Annotated in this window: 8 protein-coding genes; 2 read left to right on the top strand and 6 right to left on the bottom strand. The window is 74.6% G+C overall.

The annotated features are described in order from the left end of the window. Positions 1-117: 117 nt before the first annotated feature. Both AC07AZ_RS07335 and AC07AZ_RS07330 read right to left on the bottom strand, forming a co-directional pair. Positions 118-1,731: a succinic semialdehyde dehydrogenase gene (locus AC07AZ_RS07335; protein WP_478844690.1), complete on the bottom strand. Its 1,614-nt coding sequence runs from the start codon at positions 1,729-1,731 to the stop codon at positions 118-120. Between the two features lie 181 nt (positions 1,732-1,912). After that, on the bottom strand, positions 1,913-2,815 hold the full coding sequence (locus AC07AZ_RS07330) for an MBL fold metallo-hydrolase (RefSeq protein ID WP_478844687.1): 903 nt from the start codon (positions 2,813-2,815) through the stop codon (positions 1,913-1,915). 104 nt (positions 2,816-2,919) lie between these two features. Here AC07AZ_RS07330 and AC07AZ_RS07325 point away from each other — a divergent pair, with 104 nt between their 5' ends. After that, the gene (locus tag AC07AZ_RS07325; protein WP_478844685.1) at positions 2,920-3,840 is read left to right on the top strand and encodes an AraC family transcriptional regulator; all 921 of its coding nucleotides are present in this window, start codon (positions 2,920-2,922) and stop codon (positions 3,838-3,840) included. Positions 3,841-3,876: 36 nt separating this feature from the next. Here AC07AZ_RS07325 and AC07AZ_RS07320 read toward each other — a convergent pair whose 3' ends face one another. The 4 genes from AC07AZ_RS07320 to AC07AZ_RS07305 all read right to left on the bottom strand — a co-directional run bounded on the left by AC07AZ_RS07320 (position 3,877) and on the right by AC07AZ_RS07305 (position 12,822). Continuing rightward, a complete protein-coding gene (locus AC07AZ_RS07320; RefSeq protein ID WP_478844683.1) occupies positions 3,877-5,553 on the bottom strand; it encodes a serine/threonine-protein kinase in 1,677 nt (558 codons plus the stop codon). Positions 5,554-5,633: 80 nt separating this feature from the next. After that, positions 5,634-7,391, bottom strand: a complete 1,758-nt coding sequence (locus AC07AZ_RS07315) for a serine/threonine-protein kinase (RefSeq protein ID WP_478844681.1) — start codon at positions 7,389-7,391, stop codon at positions 5,634-5,636. A 173-nt stretch (positions 7,392-7,564) separates the two neighbouring features. Further along, positions 7,565-10,480 (bottom strand): protein kinase, encoded by a 2,916-nt coding sequence (locus AC07AZ_RS07310; protein ID WP_478844679.1) that lies wholly within the window; start codon positions 10,478-10,480, stop codon positions 7,565-7,567. Between the two features lie 164 nt (positions 10,481-10,644). Then, a complete protein-coding gene (locus tag AC07AZ_RS07305; RefSeq protein ID WP_478844677.1) occupies positions 10,645-12,822 on the bottom strand; it encodes a serine/threonine-protein kinase in 2,178 nt (725 codons plus the stop codon). Positions 12,823-13,078: 256 nt separating this feature from the next. Between AC07AZ_RS07305 and AC07AZ_RS07300 the strand changes: the two genes are divergently transcribed. After that, entirely contained in the window at positions 13,079-14,134 is a 1,056-nt protein-coding gene (locus AC07AZ_RS07300) for a serine hydrolase domain-containing protein (RefSeq protein ID WP_478844675.1), read from the top strand. Positions 14,135-14,399 lie beyond the last annotated feature (265 nt).

The raw sequence follows: 14,399 nt of genomic DNA, 5'->3' as shown, positions 1-14,399 counted from the left end.
TCTTCTTTTTTTTTCGTTTTTTTTTTTTTTTTTCTTCCCTCCCCCCCCCCCCCCCCCCCCCCCCCCCCCCCCCCCCCCCCCCCCCCCCCCCCCCCCCCCCCCCCCCCCGCCGCGGCACTAGCGGAACCGGAACGCCTTCATGAGCCGCAGGCTCCGGCTCATGAACGCCGCGTACTTCTCGTCGTCCATGCCGAGCGACGGGGCCATCGGCAGCAGCCGCTGCTGGGCGACCGTCTGCGCCTCGGTGTACTTGAGGATGCCCTCGGAGCCGTGCCGGCGGCCGAGACCGGATTCCTTCATGCCGCCCATCGGCGACTGGACGCTGCCGTACGCGGGCGCGTAGCCCTCGTTGACGTTCACCGTTCCCGTGCGCAGGCGGGAGGCGACCGCGCGGCCGCGCCGGCCGTCCTTCGTCCAGACCGACGAGTTCAGGCCGTACGGCGTGGAGTTGGCGAGCTCGACGGCCTCGTCCTCGGTCGCGAAGCGGTAGACCGACACCACCGGGCCGAAGGTCTCCTCGGAGCAGACCGACATGGGGGCCTCGACGCCGTCGAGGATGGTCGGCTCGAAGAAGTAGGGGCCGACGTCCGGGCGGGCGACCCCGCCGGCGACGAGCCGGGCGCCCTTGGCGACGGCCTCGTCGACGTGCCGGGTGACCGTCTCCAGCTGGCGTTCGCCCACCAGCGAGCCCATGTCGGCGCCGTAGGCGAGGGACGTGCCGAGCCGCATCGCCTTCGTGCGGGCGGCGAAGCGCTCCAGGAAGGCGTCCGCGATCGACTCGTGGACGTACAACCGCTCGATGGAGATGCACAGTTGGCCGGCGGAGGAGAAGCAGGCGCGGACCGCGCCCGCGGCCGCCTTCTCGATGTCGGCGTCCTCCAGCACCACCATGGCGTTCTTGCCGCCCAGTTCGAGGGAGACGCCGATCAGGCGGGCGGCGGCGCCCTGGGCGACCTCGCGGCCGGTGCGGGTGGAGCCGGTGAAGGAGACGTAGTCGGCGTGCCGGACGACCTCGGGGCCGACCACGGGACCCTCGCCGAGGACGACCTGGAAGACGTCGGCGGGCAGTCCCGCCTCGATCAGCAGGTCGCGCGCCCACAGGGCGGTCAGACAGGTCTCGGTGTCCGGCTTCATGACGACCGCGTTGCCCGCCACGAACGCGGGGAGCGCGTCGCCGACCGACAGCTCCAGGGGGTAGTTCCAGGGCGCGATCTGGCCGACCACTCCGCGCGGGTGGCGCAGTTCGGTGGCCTTGGTCAGGGCCGGTACGGCGCCGGCGTGCCGCTTGGGCCGCAGGTAGGCGGGGGCCCTGCGGCCGTAGTGGCGGGCCGCGACGGCGACGGCCTGGACCTCCTCGTGGGCGTGCAGCCGCGCCTTGCCGGTCTCCAGCTGGATCAGGTCGAGCACCTCGGCCTGCCGCTCCAGCACCAGGTCGTGGAAGCGCAGGAGGACGGCGGCGCGCTGCCGGACCGGGGTCCGCTCCCACACCTGTTGGGCCGCGCGGGCCGAGGCGTAGGCCTTCTGTACGTCCTCGGGCGTGGACTCGGGCAGGTCGGCCAGCTTCTCGCCGGTGAACGGCGTGTGGTTGGCGGTCCGGCCCGAGCCGACGACCCCCTTGGTCAGCTGGGCGACCAGCTCGGGCGTCACCACGTCGGCGGCGGTGCGGGCGCCCTCCGGAGCGGGGGCGAGAGGATTCGTGCCGGTCTTGGCCGGGGCCTGCGCGTCCGTCATGAGCCGCAGGGTATGCCGGGGCGGAGACTTTTGGTACCCGTCGGTAATGGTGATTCACCGGCCGCACACATGACGCCAGTGGTCACTGGCAACGAACTCGCTGATCAGCGGGTTGTGCGGGAGCGAGAGGTCCGCGATCCGCGTCTGCCGGTTCCTCCGCGGGCGAGGCGGTCGGCGTGGGTCAGCCCCGCCACGGCACCGGCGCGAGCGCCCCGTCCTCACGCCGGACCTCCACCACGCCCGTTCCGCCGAAGTGCGCCGGGATCACCAGCTCCCCCTGGTCGGCGGCGCGTTCCAGGACCCGTCGGCGGGTGGTGGCGGCCTGCCGCGGGTCGAGGCAGAAGCAGCTGCTGCACGCGGGGTGCAGGACCTGCACCGGGCTGTGCAGCAGGTCCCCGACGAACGCGGCCCGTTCGCCGCGCGAGGCGACCCTCAGCACCGAGGAACCGGGGGTGTGTCCGGGGGCGGACTCCAGGGTCAGGTGCGCGTCGATCCGGTGCTCCCCGTCCCAGGGGTCGGCCTGTCCGGCGCGGTGCACGGGGGCGATGCTGTCCTCGTGGATCAGCCGGTCGTCGAGGCGCACGCCACCGCCGTATCCGCCCTCGGGCCCGAAGTGCGCGTCGTCGGCGGCCGGCAGGAGGTAGCGGGCGTTCGGGAACAGGGGCTGCCACACCCCGTCGACGTCATGGGTGTTCCAGCCGACGTGGTCCCCGTGGATGTGCGTGTTCACGACGACGTCGACGTCCTGCGGGCGTACGCCGGCCCGGGCGAGGCGGCCGGGGAGGTCGCCCCGCTGCCGGTGGAAGAGGGGGTTGCCGGGCCGTTCCCGCCCGTTGCCCACGCCGGTGTCGACCAGGACGGTCCGGCCGGCGCTGCGCAGCACCCAGGTCTGGAGCGCCAGCACGGCACGGTCGCTGTCGGGCTCCCAGTGGTCGGGGGCGAGCAGGTCCCGGTTGTCCGTCCACACCTCGGGACCGCAGCCGGGGACGACGTCCCGCGCCGGCAGGAACGGCACCCGCCACTCGACGACCCGGACGACCTCGACGTCCCCGATCACGAAGCTCTCCACGCTCTCATCAGCCATACCCACGAGCCTAGGGATCCCGGACGAGCGTTTCGATGACTGATCGGCTCTTCTGAATACGTGAGCGTCTCATCCCTGACGCGCGGCAGGTCTACGCTGATGCCATGGACGTGGTCAGTGACGCGATCTCCGCGGTACGCGCCGGGCGCCCCTCCTCGAACCGGCTGACCGTGCGCGGGAGCTGGTGCACGCGGCTCGCGCCGTACGAGGGCGCCGGCTTCCACGTCGTCCTGTCCGGCGGCTGCTCACTGCTGCCGGACGGGGGCGGCGAGCCGGTCGCCCTGGGGGCGGGGGACGTCGTCCTGCTGCCGCACGGGGCCGGGCACGTCCTCGCCGACGGACCCGTGGACGCGGCGCGGGCGGAACGGGCCGTGCCGTTCGAGGCGCTGACCGACCCCGGCGCGCTCCCGTTCGGGGAGGGCCGGGAGGTGGAACTGCTCTGCGGCAAGTACCGGCTCGACCGCAGCCGGGTGCACCCCCTGATGGCGGAGCTGCCGCAGGTCGTCCACCTGCCGAACCGGATCGGCGCCCACCCCGAACTCCGGTCCGCCGTGGACCTGTTGGCGCGGGAGCTGGACCAGCGGCGGCCCGGCTCGTGTCTGGCCCTGCCGAGCCTGCTCGACCTGCTGCTCGTCTACATGGTCCGCGCGTGGATGGCGCAGGCACGGACGGGCGCCTGGCCCGGCGTGCTCAGCGACCCGGTGACGACGGCCGCGCTGCGCGCCCTGCACACCGAGCCGGCCGCGCCCTGGACCGTCGACCGGCTGGCCGCCGAGGCGGGGGTCTCCCGCGCGACGCTCGCCCGCCGCTTCACCTCCCTGGTCGGCCGCCCGCCCATGGCGTATCTGGCCTGGTGGCGCCTGACCCTGGCGGCCACCCGGCTGCGCGCCTCGGACGCCCCGCTGGCGACGGTGGCCCGGGAGGCGGGGTACGGCAGCCCGTACGCCCTCTCGCACGCGTTCAGCCGCGAGTTCGGGACGACACCCGGGAGGTACCGGGAGTCGGCCGGGGACCGGGGGCGGTGACGCGGTCGCCCGCGCCTGGCGCAGGCGTCGTTGACGTCATCGTCCGCGGGCGAAGGTGTCCACGGCCACGTCGAAGTACTCCTTCGCCTCCCGCACCTTGCCGACGGGGGCCGACACCCACACGTCGTAGAGCCGGCCGCCCTCCTCCCAGCACAGGTCGTAGGTGTGCCGGGGGCCCTCCGCCGCGCTGAAGCCGTTCCAGGTGAACTCCCAGAGGGCGGCCGGGCGGGCGCGGTGCGTGGTCTCCGTGACCCGGCCGTCGTGGTAACCGGGGTTGGACGAGGGGCCGTCGGCCGCCGCGCGCCGCATCACCCCGGCCGGGCCGCCCGGTCCGGGGGCGGCGACCTTGATGCCGAGGCGGAAGGTCTCTCCCGGCGACAGGTAGAACACGCGCTGCCCCTGCGGCTCGCGGGTGAAGCCGTCGGGCACGGCGAGGGTGAAGCCGGCCGGGTCCTCGGCGGTGCGGTAACCCGACGGCGCGGGCGAGCCCGCGGCGGGCGTCCCGGCACCGGCCGGCCTGCTGGAACGCGTCGCGGGCGAGACCCCGGAGGCCGGCCCGGTCACCGATCCGGACGGCCGCGCCGACCGGCTCGCGGACGGGCTCGCCGGCCGGCTGGCGGACGGGCTCGCCGACGTCACCGACGCCCCCGGCCCCGAGCTCACCGGCGTACCGCCCCCACCGCCCCCGCCCCGCTTCACCAGCAGCGCCGCCGCGGACACCCCCGCCCCCGCCATCGCGGCGACCAGCAGCGCGGCCACCAGCACACCCCGGGTGGAGTACGTCCTGCGGGGCGGCACCGGCTCCGCGGCGGTCGGCGCCGGTTCCTGCCGGGGCAGGTCCGGCCGCGTCGGCGTGTACCCGGGCGGCGGCACCGGCGTCCGGCCCGTGTCCCGGAAGTCGCGCAGCATCCGCTCCGCCTGAGCCGCGTCCAGCCGCCGTTCGGGATCGCGCTCCAGCAGCCCCCGTACGACGGGAAGCAGCGGGCCGGCCTGCGCGGGCGGGCGGATCTCGTCGAAGACCACCGCGTGCAGGATGCCGCCCAGCGAGTCGCGCCGGAACGGCGATTCGCCGCTCAGGACCGTGCACAGCAGCGCGCCCAGCGACCACAGGTCGGACTCCGGGCCGGTTCTCGCCCCCGACATCCGCTCGGGCGCGGTGTACTCGGGCGACCCGACGAACGACCCGGTCTCGGTGAGCGTGGTGGCCCCGGCGACCTGGGCGATACCGAAGTCGGTGAGCACGACCCGGTCGGTGTCGGCCTCCAGCAGGACGTTCGCGGGCTTGATGTCACGGTGCAGGACACCCGCCGCGTGCGCCGTGCGCAGCGCGCTCAGCAGTCCGATGCCGATGCGGGCGGCCTCGGCGGCTTCGACCGGGCCGCGCGCGGAGATACGGTCGGCGAGCGAGCCGCCGCCGATCAGGTCCATCACGATGTACGGGCGTTCGTCGTGCTCGACGACGTCGTGGACCACGATGATGTGCGGGTGCCGCAACTGGGCGACCGCCCGCGCCTCGCGGAGGGTGCGGTCACGCTGCCGCCGGGCCTCCTCCTCGGAGAGCGTGTCGTCGAGGGGGATCTCCTTCACCGCCACCTGCCTGCCCAGCAGTTGGTCGGTGGCCCGCCACACCACGCCCATGCCACCGCGCCCGAGCCGCTTCTCCAGCCGGTAACGCCCGGCGATGACGCGGGCGTTGTCCCCCTCGGTCCCCATGCGCCCCATCATGCCGCACCGGACGGACACCCTCCGGGTCGGCGACCGGCCAACTCCGGGGAGCGGACCGGGGTCCGCCGTCAGGAGCTGCGCGGCTGCCAGCCCTGGAGCACCGCCGTGAACCGCCGGCTCGTGGTCTCCCAGTCCGCCGCGGGCGAGGACATGTAGATCGCGTACTCGACACCGTCCCGGGCCACGTACGTCTCCTCGACGGCCCGGCGCGGCCCCGGGAAGGGGGTGTCCTTGGCCAGCGCGGTCCACGTGTACTCCCACCGGGAGCCGTCGCGGTCCCGGTAGAGGTTCTTCTCCAGTGTCACCCGCCGGTAGTCGAGCAGCCGCTGCACCTGTTCCTCCAGGTCCAGTTGGTGCGAGTGGCCGTCGGCGAAGTCGGGTGAGGGGTCGACGGCGATGCGGACGAAGTGCTCGCCGCCGTCGGGCGAGTAGTCGATCTGGTCGATGCCGCCCGTGGTGCTGGCGACCGTTCGTGTCCAGCCCGCGGGCAGATAGAGACTGAAGCCGTCGGGGTCGTCCACCTTGACCCAGTCCGCGGGCACGGTGCCGTCGGGGCTCGCCGTGTTCCCGCCCGTCGCGTCCGGACTGCCGCCGCCGCTGCGGCTGGGACTCGGACCGGTGCTCCGGCTCTGGCTCGTGCTCGGTGTCGGCCCGTCGGCGGTGCCCTTCCCGCGCTCCGCGTCCCACGCCTGCAGTCCGACCACGGTGGCCCCGCCGACGAGCGCGGCCAGGACGGCCACGAGGGCGCGGGTGCGCCACCGCCGCCGTCCGGGCGGGGGCGTGTGACCGACGCCCTTCGGCCCGTAGGGCCCCCCGGCAACCGGGCCGTACGACGTGGGTCCCCCCGCCGGGTACGACGCGGAGGTCGCCGCCGGGTACGGCGTCGAGGTCGCCGAGGGGTACGGCGTGGCGGCGGGCCCCGTGGGCGGGCCGGTCGGCCCGGTGCGGGAGTCGCGTTCGTGCGGGGGACCGCCGTACTGCGTCGGCACGTACGCCTGCGCCTCGTCCGGCCGGCGCCCCTCCGCGGCCTGCGCGAGCAGGTGCTCGGCCGCGGAGACGTCCGGCCGTTCCGCGGGGTCCTTGTGCAGCAGCGCCGCGATGACGGGCGCGAGCGGACCGGCGTGTGACGGGTCGGGCATCTCCTCCTCGACCACGGCCTGCATGGTCGTCAGCGGCGAGGTGCGGCGGAACGGCGACCTGCCCTCCACCGCCGTGTACAGCGTGGCGCCGAGCGCCCACAGGTCCGAGGACGGCCCCGGGTCGTGGCCGCGGACTCGCTCGGGGGCGAGGTAGTCGACCGAACCGACGACCTCTCCCGTGCGGGTGATCGTGGAGTCGCCCTCGATCTGCGCGATGCCGAAGTCGGTGAGGAGCACGCGTCCGTCGTGGCCTATGAGCACGTTGCCGGGCTTCACGTCGCGGTGCAGCACGCCGGCCGCGTGGGCGGCGCGCAGCGCGCGCAGCACCCACAGTCCGATCCGCGCGGCCTCCGCCGGCTCCAGGCGCCCCCGCTCCTTGACCGCGTCGGCCAGCGAGTGGCCCTCGACCAGTTCCATCACGATCCACGGCCGGCCGTCGTGCTCCAGCACGTCGTGCACGGTGACCACGGCGGAGTGGTTGATCCGGGCCGCCGCGCGGGCCTCCGCACGGGTACGGGCCAGCAGCCTCGGCCGCTCGGACTCCGACACGTACAGCGCGGCCGTCAACTCCTTGATGGCGACGGCCCGATGCAGCACCTCATCGTGCGCACGCCACACCCGGCCCATGCCGCCGCTGCCGATCGCGTCGGCGAGCCGATAGCGCCCCGCGAGGAGCAGGCCCTGCATCTGATTCACGTTGCCCCGCAATGCTCTTGACTGAGTCAGATTAAGGAGCGGCCCGCACCGAGGGAACCTGGGGCGCGCCAAGGAGACCGCACTGTGACGGTTGTCGCTTCTCGGGGCTGGAGTAAACCGTCCGGCCCTCCGCCGCGTACGTCACCCACCGCGGAGGTGAATCGTCAGCCGGTGACCTGATATGTCGCCGACGCCTGCTCGTACAGCCGTGTCACCTCGTCCCGTTCGGCCTCCGGACCGCGCACCTGCACCACGTGGTACTTCCCGCCGACCAGCAGCGCCAGGTTGCGCACGAACAGCTCCCGCCCGTCGTCGCCGGTCCAGGTGAACTGCCCCTCGGCCATGGTCCGCCCACCCACCTGAATCGTCTTCAGGCCGGTGGCGGTGGCCCAGCTGGAGTCACGGTACGGCTGGAGTTCGCGTTCCTTCTGCCGCTGGTACACCATCGGGTCGCTGCCGTTCGCGGCCGCCGAGTCCCGGCCCGGTACGAGGATCAGCTCGAAGTCGCCGTGCGTGTACAGCACCTGACCGCGCCCGTTGCCCGGGGTGCGGTTCCAGCCGTCGGCGACGGCGACCCGGAAGCCCGCCGGGTCGTCCCGCAGCGTGAACCCGTCGGCGACCTCGGGGCCGGTGGTCTGCGTCTCGGCGGAACCCGTCGACTCCGAGGGGCTGCCCGACGGGCGCGGCGAGGTCTGGTCCGGCCGGGGCTCACTGCTCGCCTCCGGGGACTGCCCGGGCGCCTGACCGGCCCCGGTGGTGGCTCCCGTCCGGTCCGCGCCGTCGGTGTCCCGCGAGCCGGCCTTCGGCATGAAGTACATGGCGTACGCGACCGCCGCGGCCAGCGCGAGCAGGATCAGCAGAATCAGGGTGCGGCCCAGGCTGCGCGGTGAACGCGCCTCCTCCCGGGCCCGCTTGTGCCGGCCGTGCGCACTGGTCGCGGGCAGCTTGGCGCGCCGCCTGCGCACCAGCTCGCCCCGGCGGCGCACGATGGGCAGCCGGCTCGCGTCGACCGGTGGCGCCGCCACGACGTGCGCGCCCGCCTCCGGCTCCGGCGCCGACCGGACCAGTGAACGCAGCCAGCCGCTCAGCTCCTCGAAGTCGATCCGCTCGGTGGGGTCCTGACGCAGCAGCGACTCCACGACCGGCCTGAGCGGCCCGCACTCCTCGGCGAACGCGGGCGGCTCGGCGCACACCAGCTGCACCAGCTCGGCCGTCGACTCCTCCGGGTACGGCGCGTGCCCCTGTACGGCCCGGAACAGCAGCGCGCCGAGCGCCCACAGGTCGGTGGCGGGGCCGATGGGCGCGGCCAGCTGCCAGTTCTCGTGGACGGGCCCCGCCTGCTCGGGCGCCCACCGCTCGGTCACCGGCCCGACCACGGCCATCCGCGCCTGCCGCGCCCGCTCGGCCGCCAGCGCGGTGGCAGGCCCGCGCCGCACCGGGGCACCGGCGGCGGGCTCGTCCCACCGGGCGGAAACACCGAGGGGCGGGGCACCGGGCGCGGGCGCCGCGCCGAGTCCGGACGGGGGAACCGGAGCGGGGGCGGAGCCCTGAGCGGGGGCGGCGGCGGAATTGCTGGGGTTGGCGGGGTGGGCTGGGTGGGCGGGGTTGCCGGGGTTGGTGCCGAAGCCGGGTGCCGCCGGGTGTCCCGGTACGGGACCGTATCCCGGCGCCACCAGGCCGTTGCCTGTCGCCGGAAGTGCCGTACGCCCTGTCGTCCCCGGTCCGTAGCCCCCGGCCGACGGCGCGGCCTCGGCTCCGCCGCGGGGCGCCGCGCCGTGCCAGGGGGCGGCGCGCACGCCGTAGGGGTCGGCGATCTGACCGGGTGGCGTGGCGCCCGGCGCCCGCTCCACACCGGTGCCGTAAGGCGACTGCGCCGACCCTCCGTTGTGCGCGGCGGGGCCGCCGTCGGAGGCGGGGCGCGCTCCGGGAAGTGCCGTGCGGCCGCTCTGCTGCGCCTCCTGGACCCGGGCCGCGGCCCGCGCCCCCGCCCGGTACGCGGCGATCGCTCCGGCCCGCGCGGCCCGGAGGTCGCCGCCGGTGTCGGGCTCCCGGCGGGCGAGCGCGCCCGCCCCGGCCGCGCCGGATGCCACCTCGGCCTCCTGCGCCGACAGCCCGCCGGCCGCCCGCGCCTCGATGGCGGCCCGCCGGGCCGCCTCGGGGTCCGCTTGTCCGCCACCGGGGCCGGCCGCCGCGGATGTCCCCGCGCCCGCGAACGGTCCGCTGCCGGGTGCGGGGCCGGATCCGAGCGCGAGGGCGGACCCGGGCGCGTTGCCGGTGGGGGGCGCGTTGCCGAAGCCCGGTGCGCGGGGGGCGCCGCCCGGCGGTCCGGGACGGCCCGACGCGCCACCGGGGGCCGGTTCGCGTCCCGCGCCGAGACCGGCGCCGGTGTCCGCCCCGCCGCTTGCGCCGTCCGTACCGGCGCCCGCGCCCCACTCACTGTCCGGGGCCGGCACCGGGTCGTACCCGCACAGCGCCTCTTCGGCGGCTCCGACGGCGAGGCCGGTCAGCATCACCCGGCCGTCGTCGCAGACGAGCACCGTGCGTGCCGTGACGTTGCGGTGCACCCAGCCGTGCGCGTGCAGCACGCGCAGGGCCATGAGGACGTCGGAGGCCACCTCGGCCGCCCGGTACGGCGTCAGCGGCTTCTCCAGCAGGAAGTCCGACAATGAGCGCGCGGCCACCCACTCGCTGACTATCCAGAGCGAACCGCCCTCGGCGAACACGTCGAAGACCTGGTCGAGCCGGGGGTGGTCGGGAATCCGGGCCGCGGCCTGCGCCGCCTCGACGGCCCGCCGGACGGCCGGCTCGGCGGGCCGCCGGGTACTGGCGCGCCCGTCGGCGGACCGCCGCGCGCCCCGGTCCCGCGTCGCGTGGCCCTCGCGGGCGGTGAAGCCGTCCGGCAGCCCTTCCGCGTCGAGCACCTCGGCCTCGACGACCTCGGGCAACGGCACCTGCCTGACGAGGACTTCCTGCCCGCTGTAGGTGTCGAAAGCCCGGCTCTCGGTGAGTTCGTACTCGTCGGACGGCGGCAGCGGCAGGCGGTAGCGGTCGGCGAGCACCCGACCCGCATAGTCGTCCACGTTGCCTCCCCCGGCCGCCCGGCTGGTCAATTCCGTTCGTGACGCGGCCCGTTCCGGATACACACCTGGATGCGTACGGTCCGCGAACATTCACGATACGTGCCGGAGGCAACCTGCAAAGAGGGGATGCCGGATCTCGCGGCCCAAAGGCGCGACCGCTTCCGTCACGACTTGGGCTTGAAGGTCTCCGTCAGGGTCCGCCAGGTGTCCTTGCGCACCCCGGTGCCCCACTTCGCGGCTTTCGCCGTGTACATCAGTGCGTATCCCTGATGGTCGTTGACGACGAACCCGCGGTCGATCGTGCGGTAGCCGGTGCCACCCTCCGAGTAGGTGAACTCCCAGTCGGCCGCGTTCCAGCCCCGGTAGCTCACCGCCTCTATCCGGATCTTCCTGTACTGCGAGCGCACCATGTAGCGCTCCTGGTTCGTCCAGTCGGCGACCGGGTCGCCCTTGGGCGCCGAGGTCCAGGCGACCAGCAACTTCTGCCCGTCGGGGCCGGCGAAACGATCTCCCGCCGCACTCGCGGACTGGTACTTCCACCCCTTGGGCAGCCCGATCGAATAACCCTGGCCGCCCCGGTACGTCGTCGTGGACGCACTGCCGTCGCCCGAGGAACCGTCCGTCTCCTTGCCGCTGTCTCCGGGCGGACTCGCCTCGGTGCCCGAGGTGTCCCCCGACCCGGAGCCGGACGATCCGGCCGAACCGGACGCGTCCGCCGACCCGCCCTTCCCGGTGCCCGCGCTCTTGTCCTCCTTGGTGGAGGGACTCGCCCCGGCCCCGGCCGTGACCTTGGAACCGCCGCCGGCCTTGGCCCCCTTCGAGCCGTCGTCGTCCCCGCCGAGGGTGAGCGCGAGAACGGTGCCGAGCACGGCGAGCGCCAGGACCACCGCGATGATCACCAGCGTCCGCCGGGGCACCACGTCGGTGAGCGGCGCCCTGGGCACGGTCCGCGGCGGCAGGTCCGGTGGCGTCATCACGGGCCACCCGGAACTCCGCCCGTTCGTCGGCGCGTTCGAGGCGCTGGTGGCGCTCGCCGCGCTGGTGACGTGCGTGGCGCTCGCGCTGGTGGTGTCCGAGCCCTTGGCCGTCGTCTCCCGCGTGCCTCGCTCGCGGGCCGCGGGCACCCGCCCCGAACCGGCGGCGCCCGCCGCCGTTCCGACAGCGGCACCCGACGCCGGGGCCGCGCCCGACCCGCCGGCCGTGTCCGGCTTCGCGGCCCCGGTCGTCTCCTTCGCGGCCGACGTGCCGGACCCACCGACACCGCCGGAGTCCGAACCGGCGGAGGCGCCGGCCGACTTGGCGCGCACCGCGGCCGCCGACCCGGCCGCCGCTCCGGCGGCCTTGCGCATGGAGCGCAGCGCACCGCGGAACCGCTCGCCCGCCTCCTCGCCCCGCCTGGTGCCGGAGGTGCCGGACCGCTCACCCGGCTGCGCCGGCAAGGGCACGACCTTGGTGGCGGCCGGCTCAGGCTCGACGGCCTTCGGCTCGGGCGCGTGCAGCACCGCGTTGAGCATGGCCCGCGCACCGGCGTCGTCGAGCCGCTGCTCGGGGTCCTTGGTGAGCAGCCCGTAGATGACGTCCCGCAGCGGCCCCGCGTTCTTGGGCTCTCCGAGCGGCTCGGTCATCACCGCCGTGAGCGTCGCGATCGCCGACCCCTTGTCGTACGGCGGCGATCCCTCGACCGCCGCGTACAACAGGCCGCCGAGCGACCACAGGTCGGCCGCCGGGCCCGGCTTGTGCCCGCGGGCGCGTTCGGGCGAGATGTAGGAGGGCGCGCCGACGAGCATGCCGGTCGACGTGATGGACGGGTCGCCCTCGACCTGCGCGATGCCGAAGTCGGTGAGCACGACCCGGCCGTCCTCGGAGATCAGCACGTTCGACGGCTTCACGTCACGGTGCAGGATGCCCTCGCGGTGCGCGGACCGCAGCACGTCGAGAATGGCGAGCCCGACCTCGGCCGCGCGCCGGGGCTCAAGGAGGCCGTCCTCACGGATGGCCTCGGCGAGGGACTTGCCCTCGACCAGTTCCATCACGATCCACGGCCGGTCGTCCTCCTCGACCACGTCGTAGACCGTCACCGCGCTGTTGTTGCGGATCCGCGCGATCGCCTTGGCCTCACGCAGGGTGCGCGTGATCAGACGCCGTTTCTCGTCCTCGTCGATGCTGGACGGGAACCGCAACTCCTTCACGGCGACCGTCCGGCCGAGAGTCTCGTCCTCGGCACGCCACACCGTGCCCATGCCGCCGCGGCCCAGCACTTCTCCCAGCCGGTACCGCCCGGCGAGGAGACGCCTGCTCTTGTCCTGCCGGGATGCCGCCCCCGCCCGCTCCGCCTCCGACATGCGTCCCCTCATGCAACCCGCCCCGACAGAGCCTCCATTGTCCCTCACCCGACAAGTGCCCGACGCCCAGGGTGCCTCTCACCGCACCCGGGGTCCATTGACGCCCCGGGCCGCGTCCGGTCACTCGCACCGGGCCGGTGACGCCCGGCGGCTGCCGATCGGACGCGAATCACCGGACGCGACCCGGCGCCGGGGGCCCGCGGGGTCCGCCCTCCGTGGCCCTGGATGATGGACCGCGACAAGGGAGGGTCCCGCGATGCCGCCGCTTCAGCAGCTACGGCCGCTCCTCGCCGTACCGGTGGCCGTGGTGCTGCTCTGGTCGGCCGCGTCCGGCTCGCAGGCGGCACATTCCGTGCCGGCCACGGACACGGTCCTGCCCCTGCTGGTCTCTCGGGGCAAGGCACCCGCCGCGGCCCTGCTGGCCCGCGAGGGGACCGCCACCCGCTTCGCCCGGGCGGGCGGTGGGATCGCCCGCGCCGACCACTTCCGGGCGGGCAGCATCACGAAGACCTTCCTCGCGACCGTCGTCCTGCAACTGGCCGACGAGCAGAGCCTGTCACTGTCGGACACGGTGGAGCAGCACCTGCCGGGCCTGGTGCGGGGAACGGGCAACGACGGCCGCGCGCTGACCCTGCGTGCCCTGCTCACCCACACCAGCGGCCTGTACGACTTCGCCACGGACACCGGGGGGCTCGTCCCCCTGTCACCCCTTCAGGCCGTACGCCTGGCTCTCACCCACCCTCCGGCCGACCGCGGCCACTACGCCTACTCGAACACCAACTACGTACTGCTCGGCCTGATCGTCGAACAGGTCACGGGGCACTCCTACGCCACCGAGGCGGAGCGCCGCATCCTCGCTCCCCTGCGTCTGACGGGCACCTCCTTCCCCGGCTCCCGCACTGCTCTTCCCGCACCGCACGGCCGCGCCTGGGCCGCCGACGGTTCCGACGTCACCGACCTCGACCCGCGGGTGGCCGGCGCCGCGGGCGAACTGGTGACCACGCTCGCCGACCTGGACCGCTTCTACGCGGCCCTGCTCGGCGGGGAACTGCTGCCCCCGCGCCGGCTGCGCGAGATGCTCGACACCCGCACCGCACACGGCTCGTACGGCATGGGACTGTTCCCGGTGAAACTGCCGTGCGGCGTCACGGTGTGGGGGCACAACGGACACATCACCGGCAGCTACGTGCGCACCGCAGCCACCGTCGACGGCCATCGTGTCCTCACCTTCCGCGTGAACACCGGCACGGTCGCGGACCCCGGGCTCGAACCCCGGCTGCTCTCCGCCGAGTTCTGCCCCCGCACCTCGTAGAACGAGCCGGTTCCGAGCGAAGATCCCGCCAGGAGACACCCGTTCGAGTGACTTCCGGGCGGCCACAGGGCGGCGGCCCAGCGAGGCGCCGCCCCACGGCCGGAACACCGGAACACCGGAAGAGCGAAGGGCCGAGCGCCGGAGGACCGAGACGCCGTAGAGCGCCGGAGACCAAGACGTCGTAGGGCGCCAGAGGACCGAGACGCCATAGGGCCGAGACGCCGTAGAGCGCCGTAGGGCCCAGACGCCGTACGGCCGAGACGCG

The sequence above is a fragment of the Streptomyces sp. NPDC043878 genome, from assembly GCF_056435735.1.
The sequence above is the reverse complement of the archived record's forward strand: the minus strand, read 5'-3'. Positions and strand labels throughout refer to the sequence as shown.

What these genes read in the sequence shown, in the direction of transcription:
- AC07AZ_RS07335 (WP_478844690.1), bottom strand. Translation starts at nt 1,731, where the DNA reads ATGACGGACGCGCAGGCCCCGGCCAAGACCGGCACGAATCCTCTCGCC.
- AC07AZ_RS07330 (WP_478844687.1), bottom strand. Translation starts at nt 2,815, where the DNA reads ATGGCTGATGAGAGCGTGGAGAGCTTCGTGATCGGGGACGTCGAGGTC.
- AC07AZ_RS07325 (WP_478844685.1), top strand. Translation starts at nt 2,920, where the DNA reads ATGGACGTGGTCAGTGACGCGATCTCCGCGGTACGCGCCGGGCGCCCC.
- AC07AZ_RS07320 (WP_478844683.1), bottom strand. Translation starts at nt 5,553, where the DNA reads ATGGGGACCGAGGGGGACAACGCCCGCGTCATCGCCGGGCGTTACCGG.
- AC07AZ_RS07315 (WP_478844681.1), bottom strand. Translation starts at nt 7,391, where the DNA reads ATGCAGGGCCTGCTCCTCGCGGGGCGCTATCGGCTCGCCGACGCGATC.
- AC07AZ_RS07305 (WP_478844677.1), bottom strand. Translation starts at nt 12,822, where the DNA reads ATGTCGGAGGCGGAGCGGGCGGGGGCGGCATCCCGGCAGGACAAGAGC.
- AC07AZ_RS07300 (WP_478844675.1), top strand. Translation starts at nt 13,079, where the DNA reads ATGCCGCCGCTTCAGCAGCTACGGCCGCTCCTCGCCGTACCGGTGGCC.